18 protein-coding genes are annotated in these 21,759 nt (G+C 50.6%); 14 read left to right on the forward strand and 4 right to left on the reverse strand.

From position 1 onward, the window contains the following. Nucleotides 1–2: 2 nt before the first annotated feature. The 5 genes from B5D58_RS06085 to B5D58_RS06105 all read left to right on the forward strand — a co-directional run bounded on the left by B5D58_RS06085 (nt 3) and on the right by B5D58_RS06105 (nt 7,696). Nucleotides 3–1,418, forward strand: coding sequence for an efflux transporter outer membrane subunit (locus B5D58_RS06085; protein ID WP_011111168.1), 1,416 nt, complete (start codon nt 3–5; stop codon nt 1,416–1,418). Between the two features lie 198 nt (nt 1,419–1,616). Next, a complete protein-coding gene (locus tag B5D58_RS06090; RefSeq protein WP_143023714.1) occupies nt 1,617–2,855 on the forward strand; it encodes an efflux RND transporter periplasmic adaptor subunit in 1,239 nt (412 codons plus the stop codon). Continuing rightward, nucleotides 2,852–5,974, forward strand: coding sequence for an efflux RND transporter permease subunit (locus tag B5D58_RS06095; RefSeq protein WP_011111170.1), 3,123 nt, complete (start codon nt 2,852–2,854; stop codon nt 5,972–5,974). The genes B5D58_RS06090 and B5D58_RS06095 overlap by 4 nt, the downstream gene beginning before the upstream one ends. A 169-nt stretch (nt 5,975–6,143) precedes the next feature. Further along, nucleotides 6,144–6,644, forward strand: a complete 501-nt coding sequence (locus tag B5D58_RS06100; RefSeq protein WP_011111171.1) for an RNA polymerase sigma factor — start codon at nt 6,144–6,146, stop codon at nt 6,642–6,644. A 68-nt stretch (nt 6,645–6,712) separates the two neighbouring features. Continuing rightward, nucleotides 6,713–7,696, forward strand: a complete 984-nt coding sequence (locus B5D58_RS06105; protein WP_011111172.1) for a FecR family protein — start codon at nt 6,713–6,715, stop codon at nt 7,694–7,696. Between the two features lie 111 nt (nt 7,697–7,807). On the opposite strand, the gene B5D58_RS06110 is transcribed toward B5D58_RS06105, so the two are convergent. The 3 genes from B5D58_RS06110 to B5D58_RS14300 form a co-directional block, all read right to left on the reverse strand. Further along, nucleotides 7,808–8,431 (reverse strand): hypothetical protein, encoded by a 624-nt coding sequence (locus B5D58_RS06110; protein WP_011111173.1) that lies wholly within the window; start codon nt 8,429–8,431, stop codon nt 7,808–7,810. Nucleotides 8,432–8,451: 20 nt separating this feature from the next. After that, the gene (locus tag B5D58_RS06115; RefSeq protein WP_143023713.1) at nt 8,452–9,192 is read right to left on the reverse strand and encodes a HupE/UreJ family protein; all 741 of its coding nucleotides are present in this window, start codon (nt 9,190–9,192) and stop codon (nt 8,452–8,454) included. A gap of 402 nt (nt 9,193–9,594) precedes the next feature. Continuing rightward, nucleotides 9,595–9,729 carry a hypothetical protein gene (locus B5D58_RS14300; RefSeq protein ID WP_256335805.1) on the reverse strand — a complete coding sequence of 45 codons (135 nt, stop codon included), beginning with the start codon at nt 9,727–9,729 and terminating at the stop codon, nt 9,595–9,597. 955 nt (nt 9,730–10,684) lie between these two features. On the opposite strand from B5D58_RS14300, the gene B5D58_RS06125 reads away from it, so the two are divergent. From B5D58_RS06125 to B5D58_RS06155, 7 genes are all read left to right on the forward strand, one after another. After that, complete coding sequence (locus B5D58_RS06125; RefSeq protein WP_011111176.1) at nt 10,685–13,048, forward strand: TonB-dependent siderophore receptor; 2,364 nt, start codon at nt 10,685–10,687, stop codon at nt 13,046–13,048. Between the two features lie 223 nt (nt 13,049–13,271). Continuing rightward, a complete protein-coding gene (locus B5D58_RS06130) occupies nt 13,272–13,805 on the forward strand; it encodes an RNA polymerase sigma factor (protein WP_234989017.1) in 534 nt (177 codons plus the stop codon). A gap of 66 nt (nt 13,806–13,871) precedes the next feature. Then, nucleotides 13,872–14,822, forward strand: coding sequence for a FecR family protein (locus tag B5D58_RS06135; RefSeq protein WP_011111178.1), 951 nt, complete (start codon nt 13,872–13,874; stop codon nt 14,820–14,822). Nucleotides 14,823–14,964: 142 nt separating this feature from the next. Next, the gene (locus tag B5D58_RS06140) at nt 14,965–17,313 is read left to right on the forward strand and encodes a TonB-dependent siderophore receptor (protein ID WP_011111179.1); all 2,349 of its coding nucleotides are present in this window, start codon (nt 14,965–14,967) and stop codon (nt 17,311–17,313) included. A 2-nt stretch (nt 17,314–17,315) separates the two neighbouring features. After that, nucleotides 17,316–18,548 carry a PepSY-associated TM helix domain-containing protein gene (locus B5D58_RS06145; protein WP_078737659.1) on the forward strand — a complete coding sequence of 411 codons (1,233 nt, stop codon included), beginning with the start codon at nt 17,316–17,318 and terminating at the stop codon, nt 18,546–18,548. A gap of 393 nt (nt 18,549–18,941) precedes the next feature. Then, nucleotides 18,942–19,229 carry a CopG family ribbon-helix-helix protein gene (locus B5D58_RS06150; RefSeq protein WP_011111181.1) on the forward strand — a complete coding sequence of 96 codons (288 nt, stop codon included), beginning with the start codon at nt 18,942–18,944 and terminating at the stop codon, nt 19,227–19,229. Beyond that, a complete protein-coding gene (locus tag B5D58_RS06155; protein ID WP_041357045.1) occupies nt 19,229–19,516 on the forward strand; it encodes a type II toxin-antitoxin system RelE/ParE family toxin in 288 nt (95 codons plus the stop codon). Before B5D58_RS06150 ends, B5D58_RS06155 begins: the two co-directional genes overlap by 1 nt. Before the next feature lie 54 nt (nt 19,517–19,570). Here the strand turns inward: B5D58_RS06155 and B5D58_RS06160 are convergent, their stop codons facing one another. After that, the gene (locus B5D58_RS06160; protein WP_011111183.1) at nt 19,571–19,987 is read right to left on the reverse strand and encodes a type II toxin-antitoxin system VapC family toxin; all 417 of its coding nucleotides are present in this window, start codon (nt 19,985–19,987) and stop codon (nt 19,571–19,573) included. A 275-nt stretch (nt 19,988–20,262) separates the two neighbouring features. Here B5D58_RS06160 and B5D58_RS06165 point away from each other — a divergent pair, with 275 nt between their 5' ends. Together B5D58_RS06165 and B5D58_RS06170 are read left to right on the forward strand one after the other, a co-directional pair. Then, nucleotides 20,263–20,766 carry an RNA polymerase sigma factor gene (locus B5D58_RS06165; RefSeq protein ID WP_041356469.1) on the forward strand — a complete coding sequence of 168 codons (504 nt, stop codon included), beginning with the start codon at nt 20,263–20,265 and terminating at the stop codon, nt 20,764–20,766. Next, nucleotides 20,766–21,695, forward strand: a complete 930-nt coding sequence (locus B5D58_RS06170; protein ID WP_011111185.1) for a FecR family protein — start codon at nt 20,766–20,768, stop codon at nt 21,693–21,695. The genes B5D58_RS06165 and B5D58_RS06170 overlap by 1 nt, the downstream gene beginning before the upstream one ends. The last annotated feature ends 64 nt before the right edge of the window (nt 21,696–21,759 follow it).

Below are 21,759 nucleotides of genomic sequence, written 5' to 3' on the forward strand. Positions count from 1 at the left end.
AAATGCCGATCCGTCTCAAACCGGCTGCGGTGCTTGGCTTTGTGATGTTTGTCAGCGGCTGTCATACAGCACCGGAACGGCAGGCAAACAGGCTTGATGTTTCTGTACCTTCTGTGTGGAGTGCTTCTGCAAATACTTTTCCTCTTGCCGGGCAAAAATGGGTGGAATCGTTCGACGATCCGGTGCTGTATTCGCTGGTCGAACAGGCTTTGACCAGCAACTTCGATTTGAAGACAGCAGTGGCACGTGTCGATGCCGCTATTGCACAGGCACGTATCGATGGCGCCGCACTCTGGCCTCAGCTCTCATTTGCACCGGGATACCAGTATACGCAGGTGCGCAGTGCCGGTTTTGGTTCGGCGCAATACAGTGTATTCGAAGCCTTGTTCAATCTGAGCTGGGAAGCGGATATCTGGGGGCGCATCCGTTCATTCAGGGAAGCAGCCCGACAGGAAGTGGAAGCAACCAACGCTGATTTTCAGGCAGCACGGCTATCGCTTGCTGCACGTGTTGCGCAGAATTATTTTGCATTACTGGAAGCGAAGCTTCAGGCTCAGGTGGCAGAACAATCTGTTGCGGATCGCGGCACGATTGCCAGTCTGGTACAAGGGCGTTTCGAACGGGGTCTGGTGCGTGCGCTGGAGGTGCGCCTGGTGTTGACCGATCTGGCCCAAGCCAGATCACAGCTCGCTGCCGCCAGAAACCAGGTGCAGCTTGTAACCCGTCAACTGGAAATTCTGCTGGGAGATTATCCTGACGGTTCATTGCCTCAAATCGACGATACGGTTACCGCTTTATCCGGTTCAACGATCCGGCAGGCTCTGCCTGTTCCTCCATCACAACTCCCTGCCGGACTGCCTGCTGAACTGCTGACCAGACGCCCTGATCTGATCGCCTCATTTGCACGGCTGCGCGCAGCTGATGCACGGCTGGAAAGTACCAGCAAGCTGCTATTACCGCGCATTACGCTGACAGCAGCGGGAGGGACACGTGACAGTGCGTTGACCGACCTGATCGATCCACGATCGGTCGTCTGGAATCTGTTTGCCGGAGCGGTACAACCATTGTTCACCGGTGGGCGTATCCGTGGAAGTATTCAATTGAACGAGGCCTATGTGGAAGAAGCCTTCAACCGGTATCAGGATGTGGCGCTGAATGCCTTCCGTGAAGTCGAGCAGGCACTGGCAGCAGAAGAATGGTTACGTGCACAGGAAAAAGAATTACGTGAAGCCGTGCAGCAGACTGAAGCCGGTCAGGAACTGGCGCTGTATTCCTATCGCCAGGGGTTCATCCAGATTCTGACATTGCTGGACAGCTATCGCAGTACGCTGAATGCGCAGAGTGCTCATCTGGCTGTCAGGCGGCAACTGTTGAACAACCGTGTCAATCTCTATCTTGCTCTTGGGGGCAGTATTTGAGCACCCATGAAAAATGATCTTGAGTACGATAAAAGATACGTTATCTATCATTGAGTTACTGATTTTATTGCCGTGGCATGTCCGGTTCTGGCTGGCTAAAACGTCATAGAAGAAAAGGTTCCAAAACTACAACTCCATTCAAACTTCTGTTTGATCATCTGCAGTGTTGTTTCCCGGTAAAAGAATAAAAACAAAATTGTGAGCTTACGTCGTCAAATCCGGATTGCCACCCTGGTTTTCCTTATGGGTGGATTGGCAGCCTGGCTGCTCATTCAATTCCCGCCTGAAAATGGCAAACAGGAAGAAACACTGACACCGCCCATTGTTCGGGTTGCTCAAGTGGAAATGCAATCGAAGCGTTTACATGTCCATTCACAAGGACAGGTCGTCGCGCATACCGAAATCGATCTGGTGACAGAGGTTTCCGGCCGGATCATCGATACCTCGCCCGTTTTTGTCAGTGGTGGATATTTCAATAAAGGGGATGTGCTGGTCACCATCGATCCGGCTGATTATGACCTGCGTGTGGCACAGGCACAGGCACAAGTCAGGGAGGCACGTCATTTACTGATGCGTGAAGAAGCGGAAGCAGCCCAGGCTCATGATGAATGGAAGCATCTGGGCCAGGGTGATCCCGGTCCACTCAGCCAGCATATTCCGCAGCTGCAGGAAATGCGTGCGAAACTGGCTGCTGCAGAAGCTGCACTCAAATATGCCAGACAGCTCAGACAACGTACCCGGATTCGTGCCCCGTTTGACGGGCGCGTGCGCAACCACAATACCGGTATCGGGCAGTATGTCACGCAGGGTAATGTACTGGGAGTGATCTACAGCAGCGACTATGCAGAAGTCCGGTTGCCGGTTAGTACCCGGGATCTGGCGTTCATCGATGTACCCGATACATTGGTTGCGGATGAAGAGAATTCAAAGCGAATGCCGCGGGTGGTACTGGCAGCGGAATACCAGGGAGAAAAACGATTCTGGCAGGGGCGGATCGTACGCAGCGAAGGCGTGATCGATCGAAATACCGGTATGCTGATGCTGGTTGCGCGGATCCCGGATCCATTTCTGCGGACATCCTCTTCACCGCAATCCGGTGAGGATCGCTTATCCAGGCTGACCAATACCACAGCGCTGCCAGTTGGTCTGTTCGTCGAAGCCCTGATCCAGGGGCGTCGATTCGACCGGCTGGTGATTCTGCCGACCAGTGTCGTGTTCAAGGATGATCAGGTAGCCGTTGTCGATCAGCAGGATCGATTGCATCTGCGTACGGTTAAGCTGCTGAAACGTGAACATGAGCAGGCCATCATTCAGGCCGGGCTCACTGCCGGGGAGCGAGTACTGCTGTCGGGCTTGCTGCAGCCTGTAGAGGGCATGCAGGTTACACCTGAATTGCCGAACACGAATGACCAGGCCAGTGGCGACAGTCATCCATGAAACTGATCATCTGGTTTGTCAAGAATCCGGTGGCCGCCAATCTGCTGATGATCCTGATCATCGTCGGTGGAATCGTGGGATTGATCACTGCAGACCGTTATGTCTATCCGCCGGAGCCGCGTCACCAGCTCCAGATCACTACCATTTACGACGGGGCAGGGCCAGGTGAAGTCGAGCAGGCGATCTGTATCCCGATCGAACATGCAGTCCACGATCTGCAGGGAGTCAGGCATCTGCACGCCGAAGCAAAGCAGTCGCTTTGCCGTGTGCTGGTGGAGTTTGATCCGGCTGTCGATGCCACCCGGCTGCAGGCGGAAGTTCAGGCACGTCTGGAAGCCGTGACAGTGTTTCCCGAGGATGCAGATAAACCGGTGATCCGTGAATTGAAAACAGGCCCGCAGGCGATCATTGCCACAGTACGCGGTATGGCTGATCTGCGTACGTTACAGCATTACCGTGATCGATTGCATATTCGGTTGAGCACTCATCCGGATATCGGTCAAATTCTGCTCTTTCCGGAAATACCGTATGAAGTATCAATCGAGATCACCAGAGAAGATTTACGGCGCTACGGCTTCAGCTTCGATGAAATTGCTGAAATGATTCGTGCTGTTTCCGGCAATATCTCAGCAGGGGAATTAAAGAATACCGATGGCAGGTTATTGATCAGAAGCCAGGCACAGGCCATGACGGCAGAGGATTTTGCTGCCATCCGCCTGCGATCGGACCGGCAGGGCATGCAACTGAAACTTGGCGATATCGCACATATCACTGAGACCGTACGTGACCAGAGCATGCTGGTCAGATCGGATGGTCTGCCGGCAATGGAAATCCTGATCTGGCCACGAAACCAGCTGGGGAAAACGGTAGATGCGGTAAATCAGGTCATTACCGCATTTCACTCCGAACTGCCCGCCGACGTCGAAGTGATTACCTGGGACGACTGGTCCAAGTATTACGATGAGAATATGTCGATGCTGAGAGGCAACGCCATCTCCGGCTTCATCCTGATATTCGTCGTACTGGCACTGGTTCTGGATATGCGATTGGCGTTATGGGTCAGTGCAGGCATTCTGATTTCGGTTTTCGGTGCCTTCTGGTGGATACCGATTCTGGGTATTTCCCTGAATGTCTACACCATTACCGCGTTGATTCTGATTCTGAGTGTGGTGGTGGATGATGCCATCATCGTTGGTGAGCATATCTATCTGCTTCAACAGCGGGGTCAGTCTGGTATATCCGGTGCCATCGGTGGTGTACGCGCGATGGCACCGCTGGTTGTGCCCATGGTATTGACTACCGTGATTGCATTTACGCCGGGATTGCTGCTGCCGGGGTTGACCGGACATCTGCTGTACAACATTTCTGCAGTGGCGATCCTGGCGCTGCTGTTTTCCATGACGGAAACACTGCTGATTCTGCCTGCCCACCTGGCCGGGCAGAGTCCAAAGGATCCAGACGCTGCAACCGGGATCATGCCTCATTTTCTGAGATATGCGATGGCAACGCTCAAGGAGCAGGTGGATAACGGATTGCGCTGGTTGACCGGATGTTATACGCGCGCTTTGCACCTTGCACTGCAGTGGCGTTATATCGTGATCGCCGGCTTTACGGCAGCATTACTGCTGATTGCTGCGCTGGTCATATCAGGGCGCATCACCACTGTGCTGGACAGATCGGTGGATGATTACTATCTGGTGGGCATGCTCAAATTTCCAGCTGGTACCGCATTTGAAGAAGTTGACCGCCAGTTGTTTCGGCTGGGGCATATCGCTCATGAAATCCGGGCTGAGCTGAATCAGAAATATTATTGTGATGATTCTGCTGAGAACGGTGACAGTGTTCGTCATGTGCTGATGTTCAGTAATGATAATGTAGCGGTGGTTAACCTTGAAATGGCTATCGATGACCGTATTCGCGACCAAGTGGACGATATCAAACAGCAGTGGCGGGAACGTTTTGGCCCGTTGCCGGCGGGTACGACGTTGACCCTCCAGAGTTTCTGGCCACGTGATCTCGGTGTGTCGACAGAGGGGCCACCCAAGGCGATCGAATGGGTACTGACTGCGCCGGATACCGCTGTGCAAAATGCAGCCGGGGAGATACTGAAGCATAAGCTGGCTGCCTATGCCGGGGTGCACAGTGTCACCAGCTCGATGCAGCCCGGCAAACCTGAGCTGCATCTCGAACTGAAACCTGCCGCTGCCTTCTACGGCCTGACGATGCGTGACCTGAGTGAACAGGTACGACATGGCTTTTTCGGGCTCGAAGTGCAGCGGTACTATCACGAACACGATGAAATCCGTGTCATGCTGCGTTTCCCGCAGGAAGACCGGCAAGCACTGGAGCAGCTGCAGAATATGCCGATCAGATTACCTGGCGGGAACAGCGTACCGTTTGGCACAATTGCCCGGGCGGAATATCAGTCCGGGTTCGCCAGTATTCAACGCACTGATCGGGAACGTATTCAACTGATTGGCGCGGAAGTCTATCAGGATCAGGTGGATGTCGAATCCATCCTGGCCGATATGCGTGTGCATGTGATCCCGCAACTGAAAGCGCAATTTCCCGGGCTGGACATCAAGCCAGGCGAATCCCGGCAGAAACAGGAAGAAGTGATGTCGGATCTGTGGCTGTACGGAGTCCTGGCACTGTTTGGAATGTATGCGTTGCTTGCGATCCCGTTGCGTTCCTATGCCCAGCCATTGATCATCATGCTGACTGTTCCTTTTGGTTTCATCGGAGCAGTGGTCGGTCATTTGCTGTTTCGGATTCCACTTTCACTGGAGTCGTACTTTGCACTGTTTGCCGTGAGCGGGATTGTCATCAATGACAGTCTGGTTCTGATTGCACAGATCAATAAAAATCTGCAACAGAAAATATCTGTCATAAGAGCTGCGGTGGCAGCAGGTAAATCACGTTTCCGCGCCATATTGCTGATGAATGTCACGACCCTTGCAGGCTTGTTACCCCAGCTCAGTTCACAGGGTTACGATGCGGAAAAAATCATGCCGATGGCTGTCACCATTGCGTTTGGCATGCTCTTCACGTTTTTCGTCACACTGTTTCTGGTACCGGCCGTGTGTGTCGTATTCAACAAAAATATCCAAAGCGGTTAGGGAGCCCTGAAAGGGCGAATCGATCCGGGCTGCTATTTCCTGCCATGATGAGGTTCCTCAAGCATTTCGTAACCGCCGGACTTCCGGGTGCGACAATTTGTCACATTTTTCGGTCCGGAGAAAGACAGTATGATGAGCGCAGTTTTTAGCCAGGTATGCCCTACTGTTCATGACAATTACCTATTCCGGCGATGAACTGTTTCTTCAACTGCGCGGTGATCTGCTGAATTATCTGTGTCGCAAGCTGAGCAAAGATGAAGCAGCCGATATACTTCAGGAAATCTATCTGCGATGGCGCAGGCAGGATATCTCGAGTATCGAAAACCCGCGCGCCTTCCTGTTTACCGTTGCGCTCAATCTGATCCGGGATCAGGCACGCCGGCAGGCGCATGTGCAAACCTACGCCAATACCATGCAACACCTGTTTCAGGATAAACCTGCGGACTATGATCTGGCACAGCATTGTGACGAACGCAGACAAATAGAATATCTGCAGCAGGCTCTGGATCAGTTGCCGGAAAATGTACGCCATGCTTTTCTTCTTTTTCGCCTCGATGGTTTGACATTTGCTGAAATCGCACTGCAGATGGGTATTTCAAGCAAATCCGTGGCACGCTACATTCAGCACGCCAGCGAGCACTGCCTGACTGCTCTTGCGCAATATCGGTGATAATACTCTACTGATCATTTCGATCCTGTGAAGTAATCAGCATTTATCAAAATGCTCCGGAGTGCAGTATGCACCTATCAAACAGTCCGAATTCGCATGACCCTGATGCACAGGCACGATTCTGGTTCGCACGGCAGCAGGGTCAGACTTTGTCGGAAGCGGAACAGCAGCAACTGGCTGAATGGCTGGCTGCCAATCCACTGCATCAGGATGCCTGGCGGCGTGTGGAGGAGGACTGGCTGGCAATCGACCGTTATCGTCATGCACTGAATGATGAGTTGAAAAAGGCACGCCGTAACCGTCCCGGACAGCATAAAGCGGCCTTTCAACTTAAACGACGGGCGGCAGCTGCAGCTCTGTTGGTGGCAGTATGCATTCCTGTGCTGTATCAGGGCATGACCGGAACGACAACATACTGGAACACCTTGAAAGGTGAACAGCAGCAGATCACCCTGGCCGGTGGCTCCACTCTGAATCTGGATACTGCAACGCGTATCACTGTCACGCAGAACTGGTTCACACATCATGTCCAGCTGCATGAAGGTGAAATCTATCTGGAGACGGCATCATCCGACTGGCATACTTTGAGAGTGAGTGCGGAGCATTACGAAATTCGTGATATCGGCACACGTTTTTCGGTCAGGTATATCCCTGATCAGTTCATGGTCGAAGTTGCTGAAGGTACGGTTGAAGTAAAAAAACAGGGACAGCTGGTGTTACTGCAAGCGGGTGAAGTACTTTCCATCATTACCGGCAGTAATGAATGGAGGCTGGCGGCACTGCCGGCAGGGGATATCGCTCACTGGCGCAAAGGTCTGCTGGTATTCAATGCACACCGGCTGCATGACGTATTACACGAAATCGCACGCTATCATACGGTTCAATTCGATCTGGCCGATTCCGCCATTGGCGAGATACAGGTCAGCGGTCGTTTCAAGCTCGATGAGCTCGATACCAATCTGCAAATCATCGCCGATACACTGAAAATCAATATCGAACACCCGGCACCCGGCCGTTACAGGCTGGGTGCCTTGCGGCAATCAACACGCTGAGGGACACACACGCATTCACCGAAGTATCATGCTGTGTGTGCCGTATATCGATCACGAGTCGGAAAGTAGCCGGGATTATTTACTATCAGTTCATCCCGGCCCTCGTACTTGTTATTTGAAATGTCTGATACGGGTATATTCTCCTTCAGTTTTGAGCGTAATCGTCATCGGGGTGGATGTCCGGTTTCGCCAGAACCACCCATGATCACCGTCAAAAGCTGCTTCTAAGACGCCTTCCCGCATTTGTCCGGTCCCCTTGCTGTAACTATGGTAGTTGATCTTCAGTTCTTTTGAATCTCCATGCTGATCAAAAACAGCTGTTCCACCATTAGTCCGCCAAACGTAGTGAACTTTACTTCCCTTTGTCATCGTCACCTTGATCTCAGTACCTTGATTTGGGGCAAGCGTTATCTTTTTTTCATGACTCATCTCTGATTTTGGAGCAAGCGGCAGAGATTCTGTTACTGCTGTTACCGCTTCAGATAATTCGATCTGCAGGCTGGCAGCCGCATTCGCCCGATCTGCAGTTGCTTCTTCTGTCAGAGAAACTTTGATTTCTCCCATTCTTTTCAGACCGGTGATTTCACCGAAACCGGTTGGATCGATACCGTATTCCGCAGGCATTACAACAGTGACGAGTAAAAATATCGCAGTCAGTAATGCAATGACGGTAGATCTGATCAATCTGCCGGTTGAGGGTATCTCATGAGTTGAAGGTATGTTTGCGTTATACATAATTTTTCCTGTAAGAATAATCAGATAGTGCTGAATAAAATGAAATGGCCTGTAATCTGGTATCCCATCAAGAGGAAGCCGAGCATCATCATGAATGTATTGGTGTTATAGGCGTGGTTCATGAATTTTCCGGATTTCCTCCAATATGCAATTGCGATCAGAATGGCCGCCAGTGCCAGAATTTGTCCGATCTCGACACCGATATTGAAGAAAATGAGATTTGGCAGGAGTCCATCAGCCGGTAATTCGTACTCCAGGATCTTGGTGGCAAGGCCAAAACCATGAAACAGTCCGAAGATAAAAGTGGCAATCTTTGTATCAGGCTGAAAACCAAACCAGCGCTGAAAGGCTCCCATATTGTCCAGAGATTTGTAAACGATGGAAAATCCGATGATTGCATCGATCAGATAAGGGCTGACAGCAACCTCAAACAGAACACCGGATAACAGCGTAATGACATGGCCGGCAGCGAACAGCGTGACATAAATACAGATGTCCTTCAGTCGATACAAAAAGAAAATCACACCCAGCAGAAAAAGCAGATGATCGTGACCGGTCATCATATGTTTTGCGCCGAGATAAATAAAAGGTATCGGCAATATGCCGGTACTTTCCAGGATATAGCCCTTGTCACCCTCGGTGACACCATGCGCAGTAACATCAGAAGTAACTCCAAAAATTACTGCGATAAAAAGAGCCTTCATACATAAACAAGTCAACACGCCATGCTCCACAGGAGATGACATTTTCATTTCAGTCATGCAAATTGTCTCCATGAATTACAGTCCGTGGATCCGGAATTTCCGTAAACCGCGGCGATGGAACGGGTGCTGCAACAGTACTGGTTCTGTCAGGAATATAGCCTTTCCCCTGTCAAGTATCCGAGACAATGATTACCAGATGAAACCGGTAATACTGAGACAGGACATACAACAGACTGAAATCGCACTGGCGCTGACTGAGCCGTCAGCACACCCGATTGTGAAATTAGTACCTGATTTCTAAAGAAGCGGTATTTCGAGGAGGGCGGAACGGTAAATCAAGAGTTGATTCAGGAATGCCGGCAGGAAAGAATCCGGGGATATTTTCCTTTCCCGGGAGAGATGGAATAATCGGTAGCAAGATAAAATAGAAAGGCTGAAACTGCCCGGCTGCATGCAGGATTAAATGATCTGTGAAATCCGGATCGTTATCGAGGGTTTCGTCATGATGCTGATGAAACCCTGTATCTGCTGCGTGATCATGGTACGAATGATGATGATCGAATCTATGCGATACATGGAAATGATCAAGCTCATGTTTGAAGATTTCCTGATGGAATGACCAGGCAACTGCATTTGTCAATAAACTGACAAACAGTATCAGAAGAATAAAATTGTCGGTCATATATCTCTTGCCCATGGCAGCAAAACTGTATACACACCCGATCAGATCGTCAACTTTTCTGATCTGATAAAAGGTGGTTTGATGATTGCACTGATTTTTCCTGAAAATCACACTGAAAACAGCTGACTAAATCCTGACGACAGTGGACGAAAAGTGACATAAAAACAATGGCAGGAGAAGTAGAAAAAAAACGCCTGTCGATTTATAAAAAGACTATAAAAGGACAGGCAGAAGTAGAGGAGGGAAGCAATTACTTACCGGTGAGCACACTTTCATCCAGACAAGATCCGAAAGAAAAACCTGCATTCTTTCTCATGAATCTATATTCATATTGCAGATATGAATCCGGATATCAGAGGTGGTACAGATAATGAGCCAATTATGTTCTCAAACATCCTGTTTGAGAATGTGACATATTGTCGCATCGCTTATTTGGCGAGGCTTTTGGCTGAAAAGAAGTGCAAAATTCGAGTTGAAATGTATCGAGATAGGAACGGTCAGCTAAGCTGACCGTTCCTTTTCACATCATCCGGCATGCGAGTTCACAATCGCTGCACGGGCGAACGGAGAACATCCTGCTCGCTTCATGTCCCGGTTTTAAAATGTGCAATGTGGTAAGAAACTGCACCTAAGCAGGTGCCTCATTTCTGTTTGGCCTGTACGATATCTTCTGATATACCCTGATAACTCTTTGAAAATCATACATATACACATAGAAAAAGCTCAGAGACTTCAGTAACGCTGCTGTATGCAAAGGTGGGCATGATGTAAAGGTGTCCGCAAATCTGTTTGTCCACTTTTTCCGACCCGTGCGTCCTGTAAGTAGCAAAAGATCAGAACGATCAACTTACAGGGAGTACGTCGAAAATGCAGCACTATCTGTCAATCATGATTTTAATTCTGCTGTTGCCGGTTGCTCATGCCCAGACCGGGGCAGCAGGAAGCACTTCAACGGCGATCAACTGGCATCTGTCAGCCCAGCCTTTGAGCACAGCATTGCAGCAACTGGCTGAACACAGCAATACCAGTATCATGTTTGATGCAGCAACTGTCCGTAACATTCAGGCTCCATCCCTCCGTGGCCAGTACACGCCGCTGGAAGCATTGAAAAAACTATTGTCCGGCAGCGGCCTGCAGGCCGAGGAAACGGTACCCGGCAGGTTCAGTATCGTACAGGCAGCAACAACCGTACAGCAGTTACCGGAAATGACTGTCACCGGCGCTCCTGATCCGGATTCACCGTACAGCACGCAATATAAAGTACCTGATACGACGACGGCGACCAGGACGAAAACGCCGATCATGGAAACACCGATGTCGATACAGGTGGTGCCTAAATCAGTGATGAACGATCAGCAGGCGATTACGCTGGAGCAGTCGCTAAGAAACGTCAGTGGCGTTTTTCACGGGATTGGTCAAGGTGGGGTGGAATTTCTTAATATCCGTGGTTTTCAGACTTGGGATTACTATCGAAACGGTGTGCGGTTTACATCTGCACAGACACAAACTGGTTACCGAGAAGTGGCCAATCTGGAAAGGATAGAAGTCCTCAAGGGGCCAGCTTCGATTCTGTATGGTCGGATCGAGCCGGGGGGAATGGTCAATCTGGTGCCGAAAACACCACAAGCCACGCCGTATTATTCATTACAGCAACAATTCGGTTCATATAATCTGTTTCGTACCACGCTGGATGCTACGGGTGGATTGAATCAGGATAGTTCATTGCTGTACCGTCTGAATTTTGCCTATGAAGATAAGGGTTCGTTTCGCGAGTTTGTTGATAATCATCATTTCTTCGTGGCACCAGTGTTGCAATGGCAAATATCTGACCGTACCCAGATTACCGCTGAGATGGAATATAAGACCGGCAAGTACTCAGTGGACTATGGTTTTCCGGCGATTGGCAACCGACCAGCCAACTTGCCGATCAATCGTCAACTGGGCGAATCATTTAATAGTGCTAAATTTGATGAAATTACAGCCGGATTCCACTGGTCTCATGCATTCAATGACAACTGGGAGATAAAACACCGTTTCTATCTGCAACGAACTGACGAAGGCGATGATGTTGTGATACCGTCGGCATTACGAACAGATAACCGTACTCTCGATCGTTTTTATGCGGGATTCAGAAACGCTAAAGTAGATACCTATACGACAAATATGGACTTGACGGGCCATGTTGAAACATTCGGGACCCAACATACGCTGCTGATGGGTGGCGATTATTACAATTTCAGAAATCGCCGCCTCATGATTTCGAATTTTGATTTTCCGTCCATTGATATTTTTAATCCGGTGCATAGTGGCACAGCTATTCGGGATTCGGCCAATGATAGTCCTTATGACAGAAGAGATGACTGGTTTGGTCTGTATTTCCAGGATCAGATAAAATTACCCTATAACGTGCATGTGCTGGCAGGTTTCCGCTACGACAATGCCGAGATAAAAAACATATCCGGAAGGAAAAGCGCGCAGGATAAAATTTCACCGCGTGTTGGCGTGTTATGGCAACCGATTCCAGCTCTTTCATTTTACGGCAATTATATCGAGAATTTCGGCGCTCCAAATTTAGGCACGAGTGGACTCGACGGGCAGCCACTTCCAGCTGAAACAGCACAACAATGGGAAGCCGGGATAAAAACAGAATTTTTTGACGGACGTTTTAGTGCAACACTTGCCTGGTTCCAGCTCACCAAGCAAAACATTGCAACCCCTCACCCTGATCCACAACTGGCGCTGCAGAGAATTTCAGTATTGACCGGAGAGGCGCGCAATCAAGGCGTTGAATTCGATATTACCGGTGAATTGTTACCTGGCTGGCAGTTGATTGCCAATTATACTTATATCGATTCGGAAATAACCAAAACCAATAACAATATGCAGTTGGGTAACCGCTTCCCGAATGTACCCGAACACGCCGGTAATATCTGGACCACTTATGCCTTTCAGAATGAAACCTTGCGTGGGTTGAAAATTGGTGGCGGTGTGACGCTCAGAGGAAAACGTGAAGGCAATCCGGAAAATGATTTTCAGATGCCTGGTTACGCAGTTTTTAACCTGATGACGAGTTATGCAATGAAAATGGGTAAAACCCGGGTGACGGCACAGTTGAATGTCAATAATCTGTTTAATGAGGAATATTTCCCCGGTAGTGGTGGATTCAATCGTGCGCGTATCTTTGTAGGTACACCACGTGTATTTCTGGGCTCGCTCCGGGTCGAGTATTAACCAGAAGATTGTGGCGGATCACCTTACAGGTATCCGCCAGGACTACACATCTGATGACAGGTTGAATTTCGATACATCAGCCGCTTTCGGGTGATTCTCATGGCAGCCTCATGCTTTACATGGCAATCCGGCAACGGATGGAGGTTATGATGAAAGCATGCCAGCAGGCCTTTCTCTGCGACAATTTGTCGCATTCCACCCTTATGGCAAACACAGCATAATCATGCTCTTTTTAGCCCATTATGCCTTGCTGTCCATGACCACCAGTTGTACCAATGATGAACTGTTCCTCCAGTTACGTAATGACTTGCTGAATTTTCTGTATCGCAAGGTGGGGAGAGATGAAGCAGCTGATATGGTCCAGGAAGTTTATCTGCGCTGGCGTAAACAGGATGTTTCATCCATCGAAAATCCTCGCGCGTTTTTGTTTACGGTTGCGCTCAACCTGATTCGTGACAGCTCACGCCAGCAAATTCGTGTGGACAAACATACCACCGAAATACAGAACTTCTTTGAAATCGGCAATGCTGCGGACGATCCGGCACGACGTTATGACGGCCAAAGACAACTGGCAAGTTTGCTGCACGCATTGAATCAGCTACCGGAACCGGTAGGCCATGCATTTCTCCTGTTTCGTTACGATGGTATGACTCATGCACAAATTGCCAAACAACTGGGCGTTTCCAGCAAAACAGTGGAACGCTATATTCAGCGTGCAGGTGAACATTGTCTGGCTATACTGGCAGAGTATCGGTGATAATCATCTTTTGTCGATCATGCCTGTCCTGAATGTCCTGTGGTTAAAAGCGCAGGAGAAAATTGCATGCCCGAATCTTTTCATGATGATATCGATGCAACGGCTCGTCACTGGTTTATCCGCCAGCAAGGCCGTGCACTTTCCGCAGAGGAGCAGCGCGCCCTGACGGACTGGCTTGCAGCCAGTCCGGATCACCGTACAGCCTGGACACGTGCAGAAGAGGACTGGCAATCGCTGGATCGTTTTCGTACGGATCTGTCCAGCGAACTGAACAAGGCACGCCATTATCGTCCTCGTCATCACTCTTCTCGCTACCTCAAATGGGCCGCTGCAGCACTGGTGCTGATAGCACTTCCCATACTCTACCGCGCATCGACCGGCATCCCCCGGCATTGGCAAACGGCAACGGGTGAGCGGCAGCACGTCACACTTGCCGATGGCAGCCAACTGAGTCTGGATACAGCAACGCGCGTAACCATCACTCAAAGCTGGTTCCAACGCCTTATTCAACTGCAGGAGGGAGAAATTTATCTGGAGGTGGCGCCCGACTGGCGTCCGCTGCAGGTAACAGCTGCCGATACACGAATTCGTGATATTGGTACCCGTTTCTCCGTACGCGATACGCCAGAAAAATTTACCGTACAAGTGGAAGAAGGCGCCGTGGAAATCATCCGCCGGGATAAACATCTCGTACTGCATGCCGGAGAAACCGTGACCCGCCATCCGGCAACCGATCGATGGCAACTGGCTACCGTGCAGGGAGACATTGCAAACTGGCGTCAGGGCATACTGGTATTCGACCAGCATCGATTGCCGGAAGTGCTGCAGGAACTGGCACGTTATCATGCCGTTCGATTCGATCTGGCCGACCCTGCCCTGGGAAGGAAACAGATCAGCGGGCGTTTCCGGCTTGACGAGCTCGATACCACCTTGCGCATCATTGCTGAAACGCTGAATCTGAACATCGAACACCCAACACCCGACCGGTACCTGTTGAGCGCAGCGCAGAAACAGTAAACGAAGCAGCAGTCGCCGGACACACCTCGTTCACTTTCCGGCACCATCATTAAAAATCTCTTCTGACTGACGGTTTACTGCAATCTGGTTCGTCCTATGTAAGGAAGTTCCAATTAAGAACATTCTTACTCAGGGAGAAACTATGCTTCGTTCAGGCCTTTTCTTGGCTGTCGTCATGCTCGCCAGCCCCATCGTGCAGGCACAAATATCCGCTACACAGCAACAGCCAGCATTGCCGCTTGCTGCAGCTTTGCAACAACTGGCTGTCCGGCACAATCTCAGTATCGTATTCGATGCAGAAATCGTGAAAGATAAACAAGCTTCACCGTTATCCGAGAATCTTTCCATCCGGGAAGCACTCGATACGCTGCTGAACGGCAGCGGCCTGCAGGCCAAAGAAATCGCACCGGGCCGTTACAGTATCGTAAAGGCGACAACAGGAGCAATGCAGCAGACATTACCGGAAATGACTGTCACCGGCGCCTCTGACCCGGATTCGCCTTACAGTACGCAGTATAAAGTACCCGATACGACGACAGCGACCAGGACGAAAACGCCGATCATGGAAACACCGATGTCGATACAGGTGGTGCCTAAATCAGTCATGAATGATCAGCAGGCGATCACGCTGGAGCAGTCGCTAAGCAACGTCAGTGGTGTTTTTCCCGGACTTGGATTCAACGGGGTCGAGACTTTTAATCTCCGCGGTTTTAATACCTGGGATTATTACCGTAACGGTGTACGGTTTCAGTCCGCACTATCACAGACCGGTAACCGGGAAGTGGCCAATCTGGAGAGAATTGAAGTATTGAAGGGGCCGGCATCGATTCTGTTCGGTCGGATCGAGCCTGGGGGAATGATCAATCTGGTGCCGAAAACACCGCAAGCTACACCGTATTATTCACTACAGCAACAATTCGGCTCATATAACCTGTTTCGTACCACATTGGACGCCACCAGCAGCCTGAACCAAGATAACTCATTGCTGTACCGCCTGAACTTTGCCTATGACAATGAGGGCTCATTCCGGGAGTTTGTGAATAGTCATCATTTCTTCGTTGCACCGGTATTGCAATGGCGTATTTCCGACCGTACCCAGATCACTGCTGAAATGGAATATAAAACAGGGAAATATGCGCATGATTACGGTTTTCCTGCGATCGGCAATCGCCCGGCCAACTTGCCGGTCAATCGTCAACTGGGCGAATCATTTAATAGTGCCAAATTTGATGAAATTACAGCCGGATTCCACTGGTCGCACGCATTCAATGATAATTGGGAGATAAAACACCGCTTCTATCTGCAGCACACCGATGAAGACGATAATGTTGCCCTGCCACTGGAATTACGCGCTGACAACCGCACACTGGACCGGTTTTTTGCCGGATTCAGAAACAACAAAATAGAAACGTATACTACCAATGTAGATTTGACCGGCCATATCGATACCTGGGGTATCAAACATACGTTGTTGATGGGGGGTGATTACTATAATTTTAGAAATCACGGCCTCATGATTGACAACTTTAATTTTCCGTCGATTGATATTTTCAATCCGGCACATAGTGGCGTGGCTGTGCGCGATCCTGCGGATGACATCCCCTATGACACAAAAGAAGACTGGTTTGGTCTGTATTTCCAGGACCAGATAAAACTGCCTTATAACGTGCATGTGCTGGCAGGTTTTCGCTACGACAATGCCGAGATAAAAGACAACATATCCGGGAGGGAAAGCGCGCAGGATAGAATTTCACCGCGTGTTGGCGTGTTATGGCAGCCTATTCCAGCCCTTTCGTTTTATGGCAATTATGTCGAGAATTTCGGCGCTCCAAATTTATATGGAAGCGGATTGGACGGACAGCCACTTCCAGCCGAAACGGCCCAGCAATGGGAAGCCGGCGTCAAAACAGAATTCTTTGATGGGCGTCTCAGCGCAACGCTTGCCTGGTTCCAGCTCACCAAACAAAACATTGCAACCCTCCACCCTGATCCACAACTGGCGCTGCAGAGAATTTCAGTATTGACCGGAGAGGCGCGTAATGAAGGTATAGAACTGGATATTACCGGCGAGCTGTTGCCTGGCTGGCAGGTTATCGCTAACTACGCTTATATCAATTCAGAAGTTACCAAAACCAATGACAATACGTTGGGCAATCGCTTTCCGAATGTACCCGAACACGCCGGAAATATCTGGACTACTTATGCCTTTCAGAATGAAACCTTACGTGGATTGAAAGTTGGCGGGGGCGTAACGCTCAGAGGCAAGCGTGAAGGCAATTTGGAGAACGATTATCAAATGCCCGGTTACGCTGTATTCAACCTGATGACCAGCTACGGCATGAAGGTGGGCAAAACCCGGGTGACTGCACAGTTGAATGTCAACAATCTCTTCAATGAGGAATATTTCCCCAGCAGTGGTGGATTTGGCCGCACACGTATTGCTGTAGGTACGCCACGTGTATTCCTGGGATCGCTCCGGGTTGAGTATTAACCATGTCTTCCGAGTCAGCGCATCAACATGCTGCAGGGGTGGATGAAGAGCGCGGTACATTACCGCGGCGTTCGTGGCGCCAGCTCTGGCTGAGCATCCACCTTTATCTGGGGTTGTTCATCGGTGCGCTGCTGGTCATTCTGGGGCTTACCGGCAGCATCGCGGTGTTCTGGGCCGAGATCGATGAGTGGTTGAATCCGGAGCTGCTGACTGTCACGGTGCCTGAGCAGAAAAACCTGGCACCAGGCGCACCTGCTTATCAATCACTGGATGAGATCATTCGTGTGGCCAGACAGGCGGCCGCTCCGGATAGCAGAATTACAACCGTTTACGGTGCACGCAATAGCGAAGCGGTCTATGCCGTTTATGCCAGCCAGCCATCCAGCGCCTGGCAGCGAATCTTTGTAGATCCCTATCGCGCGCAGGTAACCGGGGTACGCAGCTATGGCGCAAATGAGTGGATACCCAACTACTTCATGGATGTCATCTTCCAGCTCCATTTCAGTCTGTTGCTGGGTATGAACGGGCAAACGCTGATGGCTGTCTGCGCACTGCTGTTGCTGGTATCCCTGATCACCGGGTTGATCGTCTGGTGGCCAACATCGGGGCAATGGCGCAAGGCGTTGACCATCAAGCGCGGTGCCGGCCCGGTGCGTTTCAACTTTGATCTGCACAAAACGCTTTCGCTTTACCTCTTTCCGGTATTAGGTGCGGTGCTGCTGTCCGGGGTGTTCATGAACCTCAACGAGCCGTTCGTGTGGGTGACTCAACTGTTCTCACCTGCAACCCGGCAACCACAACACACACTCACATCAATCCCTATTACGGGTATACCCTCGATCGGGGCTGAGCACGCATGGGCCATTGCCACCGAACACTACCCGGACGGTAAGTTTGGCGGCATGTTCATGCCCGGGAATGCTGAAGGCGTCTATATCGTGACCCAGAAGCATGTGCCGAAGTTGAGTGCGTTCTGGTCGGAGCGGCAAATCGCGATCGATCAGTACAGCGGCGAGATACTGGACGTGCGTGCGCCGGATGCGCGCCGCAGTGCGGGGGAAACCTTTCTGGAATGGCAATGGCCGCTGCACTCGGGCCAGGCGTTCGGCTGGCCCGGACGCATCCTCATCTTCCTGTGCGGACTGGCCTGCCCGGTCATTTACGCCACAGGCGTCATCCGCTGGTTGCAGAAGCGGCGGGGAAAGGGGAGGAGCCCCCGGCGTCCAATCCGGTGAGCTCGGGTTCAATCAATGGATTCTCGATTCCTACACCGGCGAGGAACCGGGGCGTTGCCATTTTTGCGTTAAAAGTCGGCTCAAAATGCTCATTTATCACGTATAAACTCGGCTTTCTCGCCGATTTTTGCCTTGAACTGGCTGCCTCGCTAACATTTTTCAGAGGTTCCTAATTCCATTTCTAAATCAAAACTAACTTTGTCGGCTTCGCCTGGCCGTATTATTTATACTGTCTGCGGCTTGCCTTCGTGTCATTTTTGATTTGGGAATGGAATAAGCACCAGAAAAAGAATGAGCTGGAATGATCTTTTCCTTTTGGCGCCATTTTGCCTTTGAGTGTGTCTGATAATGTGTTACAACGTAATTCTTGTTTAACACATGGAGGATGTGCAGATGTCAGAATCCACCTTTACTTTCCGGGTTGATGAAGACCTGAAAACCGAGTTCTCAGCGGCTGCCAAAGACTGCGACCGTAGCGGTGCGCAACTGTTGCGCGACTACATGCGGGAGTTTGTAAAGACGCGGCGTGAAGTGGCCGAGCATGACGCATGGTTCCGTAAACAGGTGCAAATTGGCCTGGACTCGGCTAATACTGGCAATCTGGTTCCGGGAGATGAGGTAGAGGCCGAGTTTGCGGCCAGGCGGGCAGCCACACGTCGCAGGCTTAAAGCTTCAGAATGATGAAATTGTTCTGGACACCAGAAGCGTTACAAGATCGCGATGCAATCTATGACTACATCGAAGTCGACAACCCGCGCGCCGCTCTGGCGCTTGACGAGCTTTTTTCAGAGAAGGCGCAGCGTTTGCCTGATCATCCCGCCCTGGGTCATCCGGGCCGTGTGGCTGGTACCCGTGAGCTAATTGCCCATCAGAATTACATCATCATTTATGATGTGACGGGCGAACTGGTGCGGGTGTTGCGTGTGCTTCACGCGGCACGGCAATGGCCTCCTTCAGAAAACGATTGATTTGTGTCGCCAGCACAGTGATATCTTTGTGGGACTTGGGGAGCTTGATCAAGCTTACTCAAAAGTAAAGGGATCAAGTATTGAAATACCAATTTTTGGCATGTCGGCAACATTCCGCGTTACCAGGGTAAGTCTGTACACCTGTGCGGTAGCGGCCAGAAGGCTGTCCACGGTCGGCCTCGGATTGGGGGAATTCAAGCACCCCCATTGATCGGCGACTGCTTGGTCGACGGGCAGGATGCGGCCAGAAAAGCCCGCTATCAGGGCATCGAGCCATTGTTCCAGGCGAGCGGCCTTAGTGGGGGCGCGTAAACGTGCCAGTTCGATGCCTTTACGAATCTCGCCGGTTACCAATACACTCAGGAACAGGTCGTCATCAGACGTCTGTCCCCACCATTTGGCGACATGTGGATCACAGCGTTTGCCTTTACGCACTTCGGCGATGATGTTGGTATCGATGAGATAACTCATAACTCAACGTTGCGGCCCAAGTCTGGATTACGGGTCAAATCAATATCGTCCAGAGGAGCTGCTGCCAGCAATTCTTTCAACCCGAGGTGGTTAGTACATGTTGTTCAGTACTCAACATTTTATGCTGGCTGGTATCATCCTGGTTACCATCCAGGAAAATGCCGCAGACATAAGGTGATCATCAGGTGCGACATTATGTCGCATTTCAAACAGTTTTTCTGTCCCGCATAATTCCCCTGCATCGGGCATATAGCCGCACATCGCCACTATCTACCATGAATCCCAGCGTAATTCTTGCCAACCTTTACCTGCGCCATTTCAGCGAGTTACGTGCTTTCCTGTTCAGGCATACGGGTTGCAGAGAAATTGCGGCAGAGCTGACCCAGGAAACCTTTATCCGCATTATGGGTTACCAGACTGATACATCGATACAGAACGCGCGTGCCTTGCTGTACCGTATCGCGGGTAATCTGGCGATCGATCACCATCGTACCTGTGTGAAATTTCCAGAAAGCGTTTCTATCGATGATCTTCCGCAACATGAACTGCCCGCGACTGAATTGACCGACCCCGCTCGGCTGGTAGCTGCACGCCAGCTACTGGAAAAACTGTGTATCGCGATTGATGCACTACCGCCACAATGTCATCGTGCTTTCGTACTGCATAAATTTGACGGTTACTCACATGCGGAAATCGCCGAAAAACTGGGAATCACCCGCAATGCCGTCGAAAAACTGTTGATTCGCGCACTCATCCGGTTACGCCAGGTGCTTGTGTAATGGAGCAGGATCAACAGGCAGGGCACCCCTCTGAAGAAAACGCATTAACTGAACAGGCAGCCGCCTGGTTTTTGCGTATGCAGCAAAGCGATACCAATGATGTCGAGCAAAAAGCATTTGAAGCCTGGCTTGCAGAAAATGAAGCACATCGCACCGAATATCAGCAGTATGTCCAGCTCTGGCAGACCCTTGACCACCTGGAGCAGAAACCCCGGAAAAAATCCCGTTCAACGGTTACATGGATCGTTACATTGGCGATTCTGTTCAGCTCCCTGCACTGGCTTACCCGCCATGAAGAAATGATCACGACTGCAATCGGAGAGCATCAGCAGATCATTCTGGCTGATGGTACGACGATCGATATCAATACTGATTCGACACTGCGGCTGGCATTGTACGGATTCACCCGCAAAGTAACACTGGAACGCGGTGAAGCATTATTCAGGATCGGCGATGAGCGCCTCCGGTCTTTCGAAGTGCATGCAGGTAACGGTATCCTGCGCGATATCGGTACTGAATTTAACGTTATCAAAGAAGAAGGTAACGTTACTGTTGCGGTACTTGAAGGCGCAGTCGAGGTCGGTATCGATCATCAGAACGATACTGTCCGTTTGCTGCATGGTGGAGAGCAGCTTACTTATTCAGCGTATGATTTATCAGAAATTTCCTCGACAGATAAAGAAACGGTCACTGCCTGGCGTAAAAGCAGGCTGATTTTCCGTGAGACACCGCTGGAAGAAGTCATCCGGCAAATCAATCGTTACCACTCGCGCCCTGTCAGACTGGGGGATCCACAACTGAATACACTGAGAGTCAGCGGGGAATTCAACTCGGCTGATCGTGCAGGGTTGGTCCAGGCGCTGATCACGCTGCTTCCGCTGCGCGCCAGTGAGCTGGATAGCGTTACTCTCCTGACTTATGAGAAATAAAACAAAACGTATTCTGCTGATCTCGCAGGGATGAAGCCATCCAAAATGAGGAACGGATCAGCCC

Origin of the sequence: Nitrosomonas europaea, from assembly GCF_900167395.1 — a bacterium.
Classification (GTDB): Bacteria; Pseudomonadota; Gammaproteobacteria; order Burkholderiales; family Nitrosomonadaceae; genus Nitrosomonas; species Nitrosomonas europaea.

Bases quoted from the DNA above. Each gene is read 5' to 3' on its own strand.
- B5D58_RS06085 (WP_011111168.1), top strand. From the start codon at position 3: ATGCCGATCCGTCTCAAACCGGCTGCGGTGCTTGGCTTTGTGATGTTT.
- B5D58_RS06095 (WP_011111170.1), top strand. From the start codon at position 2,852: ATGAAACTGATCATCTGGTTTGTCAAGAATCCGGTGGCCGCCAATCTG.
- B5D58_RS06100 (WP_011111171.1), top strand. From the start codon at position 6,144: ATGACAATTACCTATTCCGGCGATGAACTGTTTCTTCAACTGCGCGGT.
- B5D58_RS06105 (WP_011111172.1), top strand. From the start codon at position 6,713: ATGCACCTATCAAACAGTCCGAATTCGCATGACCCTGATGCACAGGCA.
- B5D58_RS06110 (WP_011111173.1), bottom strand. From the start codon at position 8,431: ATGTATAACGCAAACATACCTTCAACTCATGAGATACCCTCAACCGGC.
- B5D58_RS06115 (WP_143023713.1), bottom strand. From the start codon at position 9,192: ATGACTGAAATGAAAATGTCATCTCCTGTGGAGCATGGCGTGTTGACT.
- B5D58_RS14300 (WP_256335805.1), bottom strand. From the start codon at position 9,729: ATGAGCTTGATCATTTCCATGTATCGCATAGATTCGATCATCATCATT.
- B5D58_RS06125 (WP_011111176.1), top strand. From the start codon at position 10,685: ATGCAGCACTATCTGTCAATCATGATTTTAATTCTGCTGTTGCCGGTT.
- B5D58_RS06130 (WP_234989017.1), top strand. From the start codon at position 13,272: ATGCTCTTTTTAGCCCATTATGCCTTGCTGTCCATGACCACCAGTTGT.
- B5D58_RS06135 (WP_011111178.1), top strand. From the start codon at position 13,872: ATGCCCGAATCTTTTCATGATGATATCGATGCAACGGCTCGTCACTGG.
- B5D58_RS06140 (WP_011111179.1), top strand. From the start codon at position 14,965: ATGCTTCGTTCAGGCCTTTTCTTGGCTGTCGTCATGCTCGCCAGCCCC.
- B5D58_RS06145 (WP_078737659.1), top strand. From the start codon at position 17,316: ATGTCTTCCGAGTCAGCGCATCAACATGCTGCAGGGGTGGATGAAGAG.
- B5D58_RS06150 (WP_011111181.1), top strand. From the start codon at position 18,942: ATGTCAGAATCCACCTTTACTTTCCGGGTTGATGAAGACCTGAAAACC.
- B5D58_RS06155 (WP_041357045.1), top strand. From the start codon at position 19,229: ATGAAATTGTTCTGGACACCAGAAGCGTTACAAGATCGCGATGCAATC.
- B5D58_RS06160 (WP_011111183.1), bottom strand. From the start codon at position 19,987: ATGAGTTATCTCATCGATACCAACATCATCGCCGAAGTGCGTAAAGGC.
- B5D58_RS06165 (WP_041356469.1), top strand. From the start codon at position 20,263: ATGAATCCCAGCGTAATTCTTGCCAACCTTTACCTGCGCCATTTCAGC.
- B5D58_RS06170 (WP_011111185.1), top strand. From the start codon at position 20,766: ATGGAGCAGGATCAACAGGCAGGGCACCCCTCTGAAGAAAACGCATTA.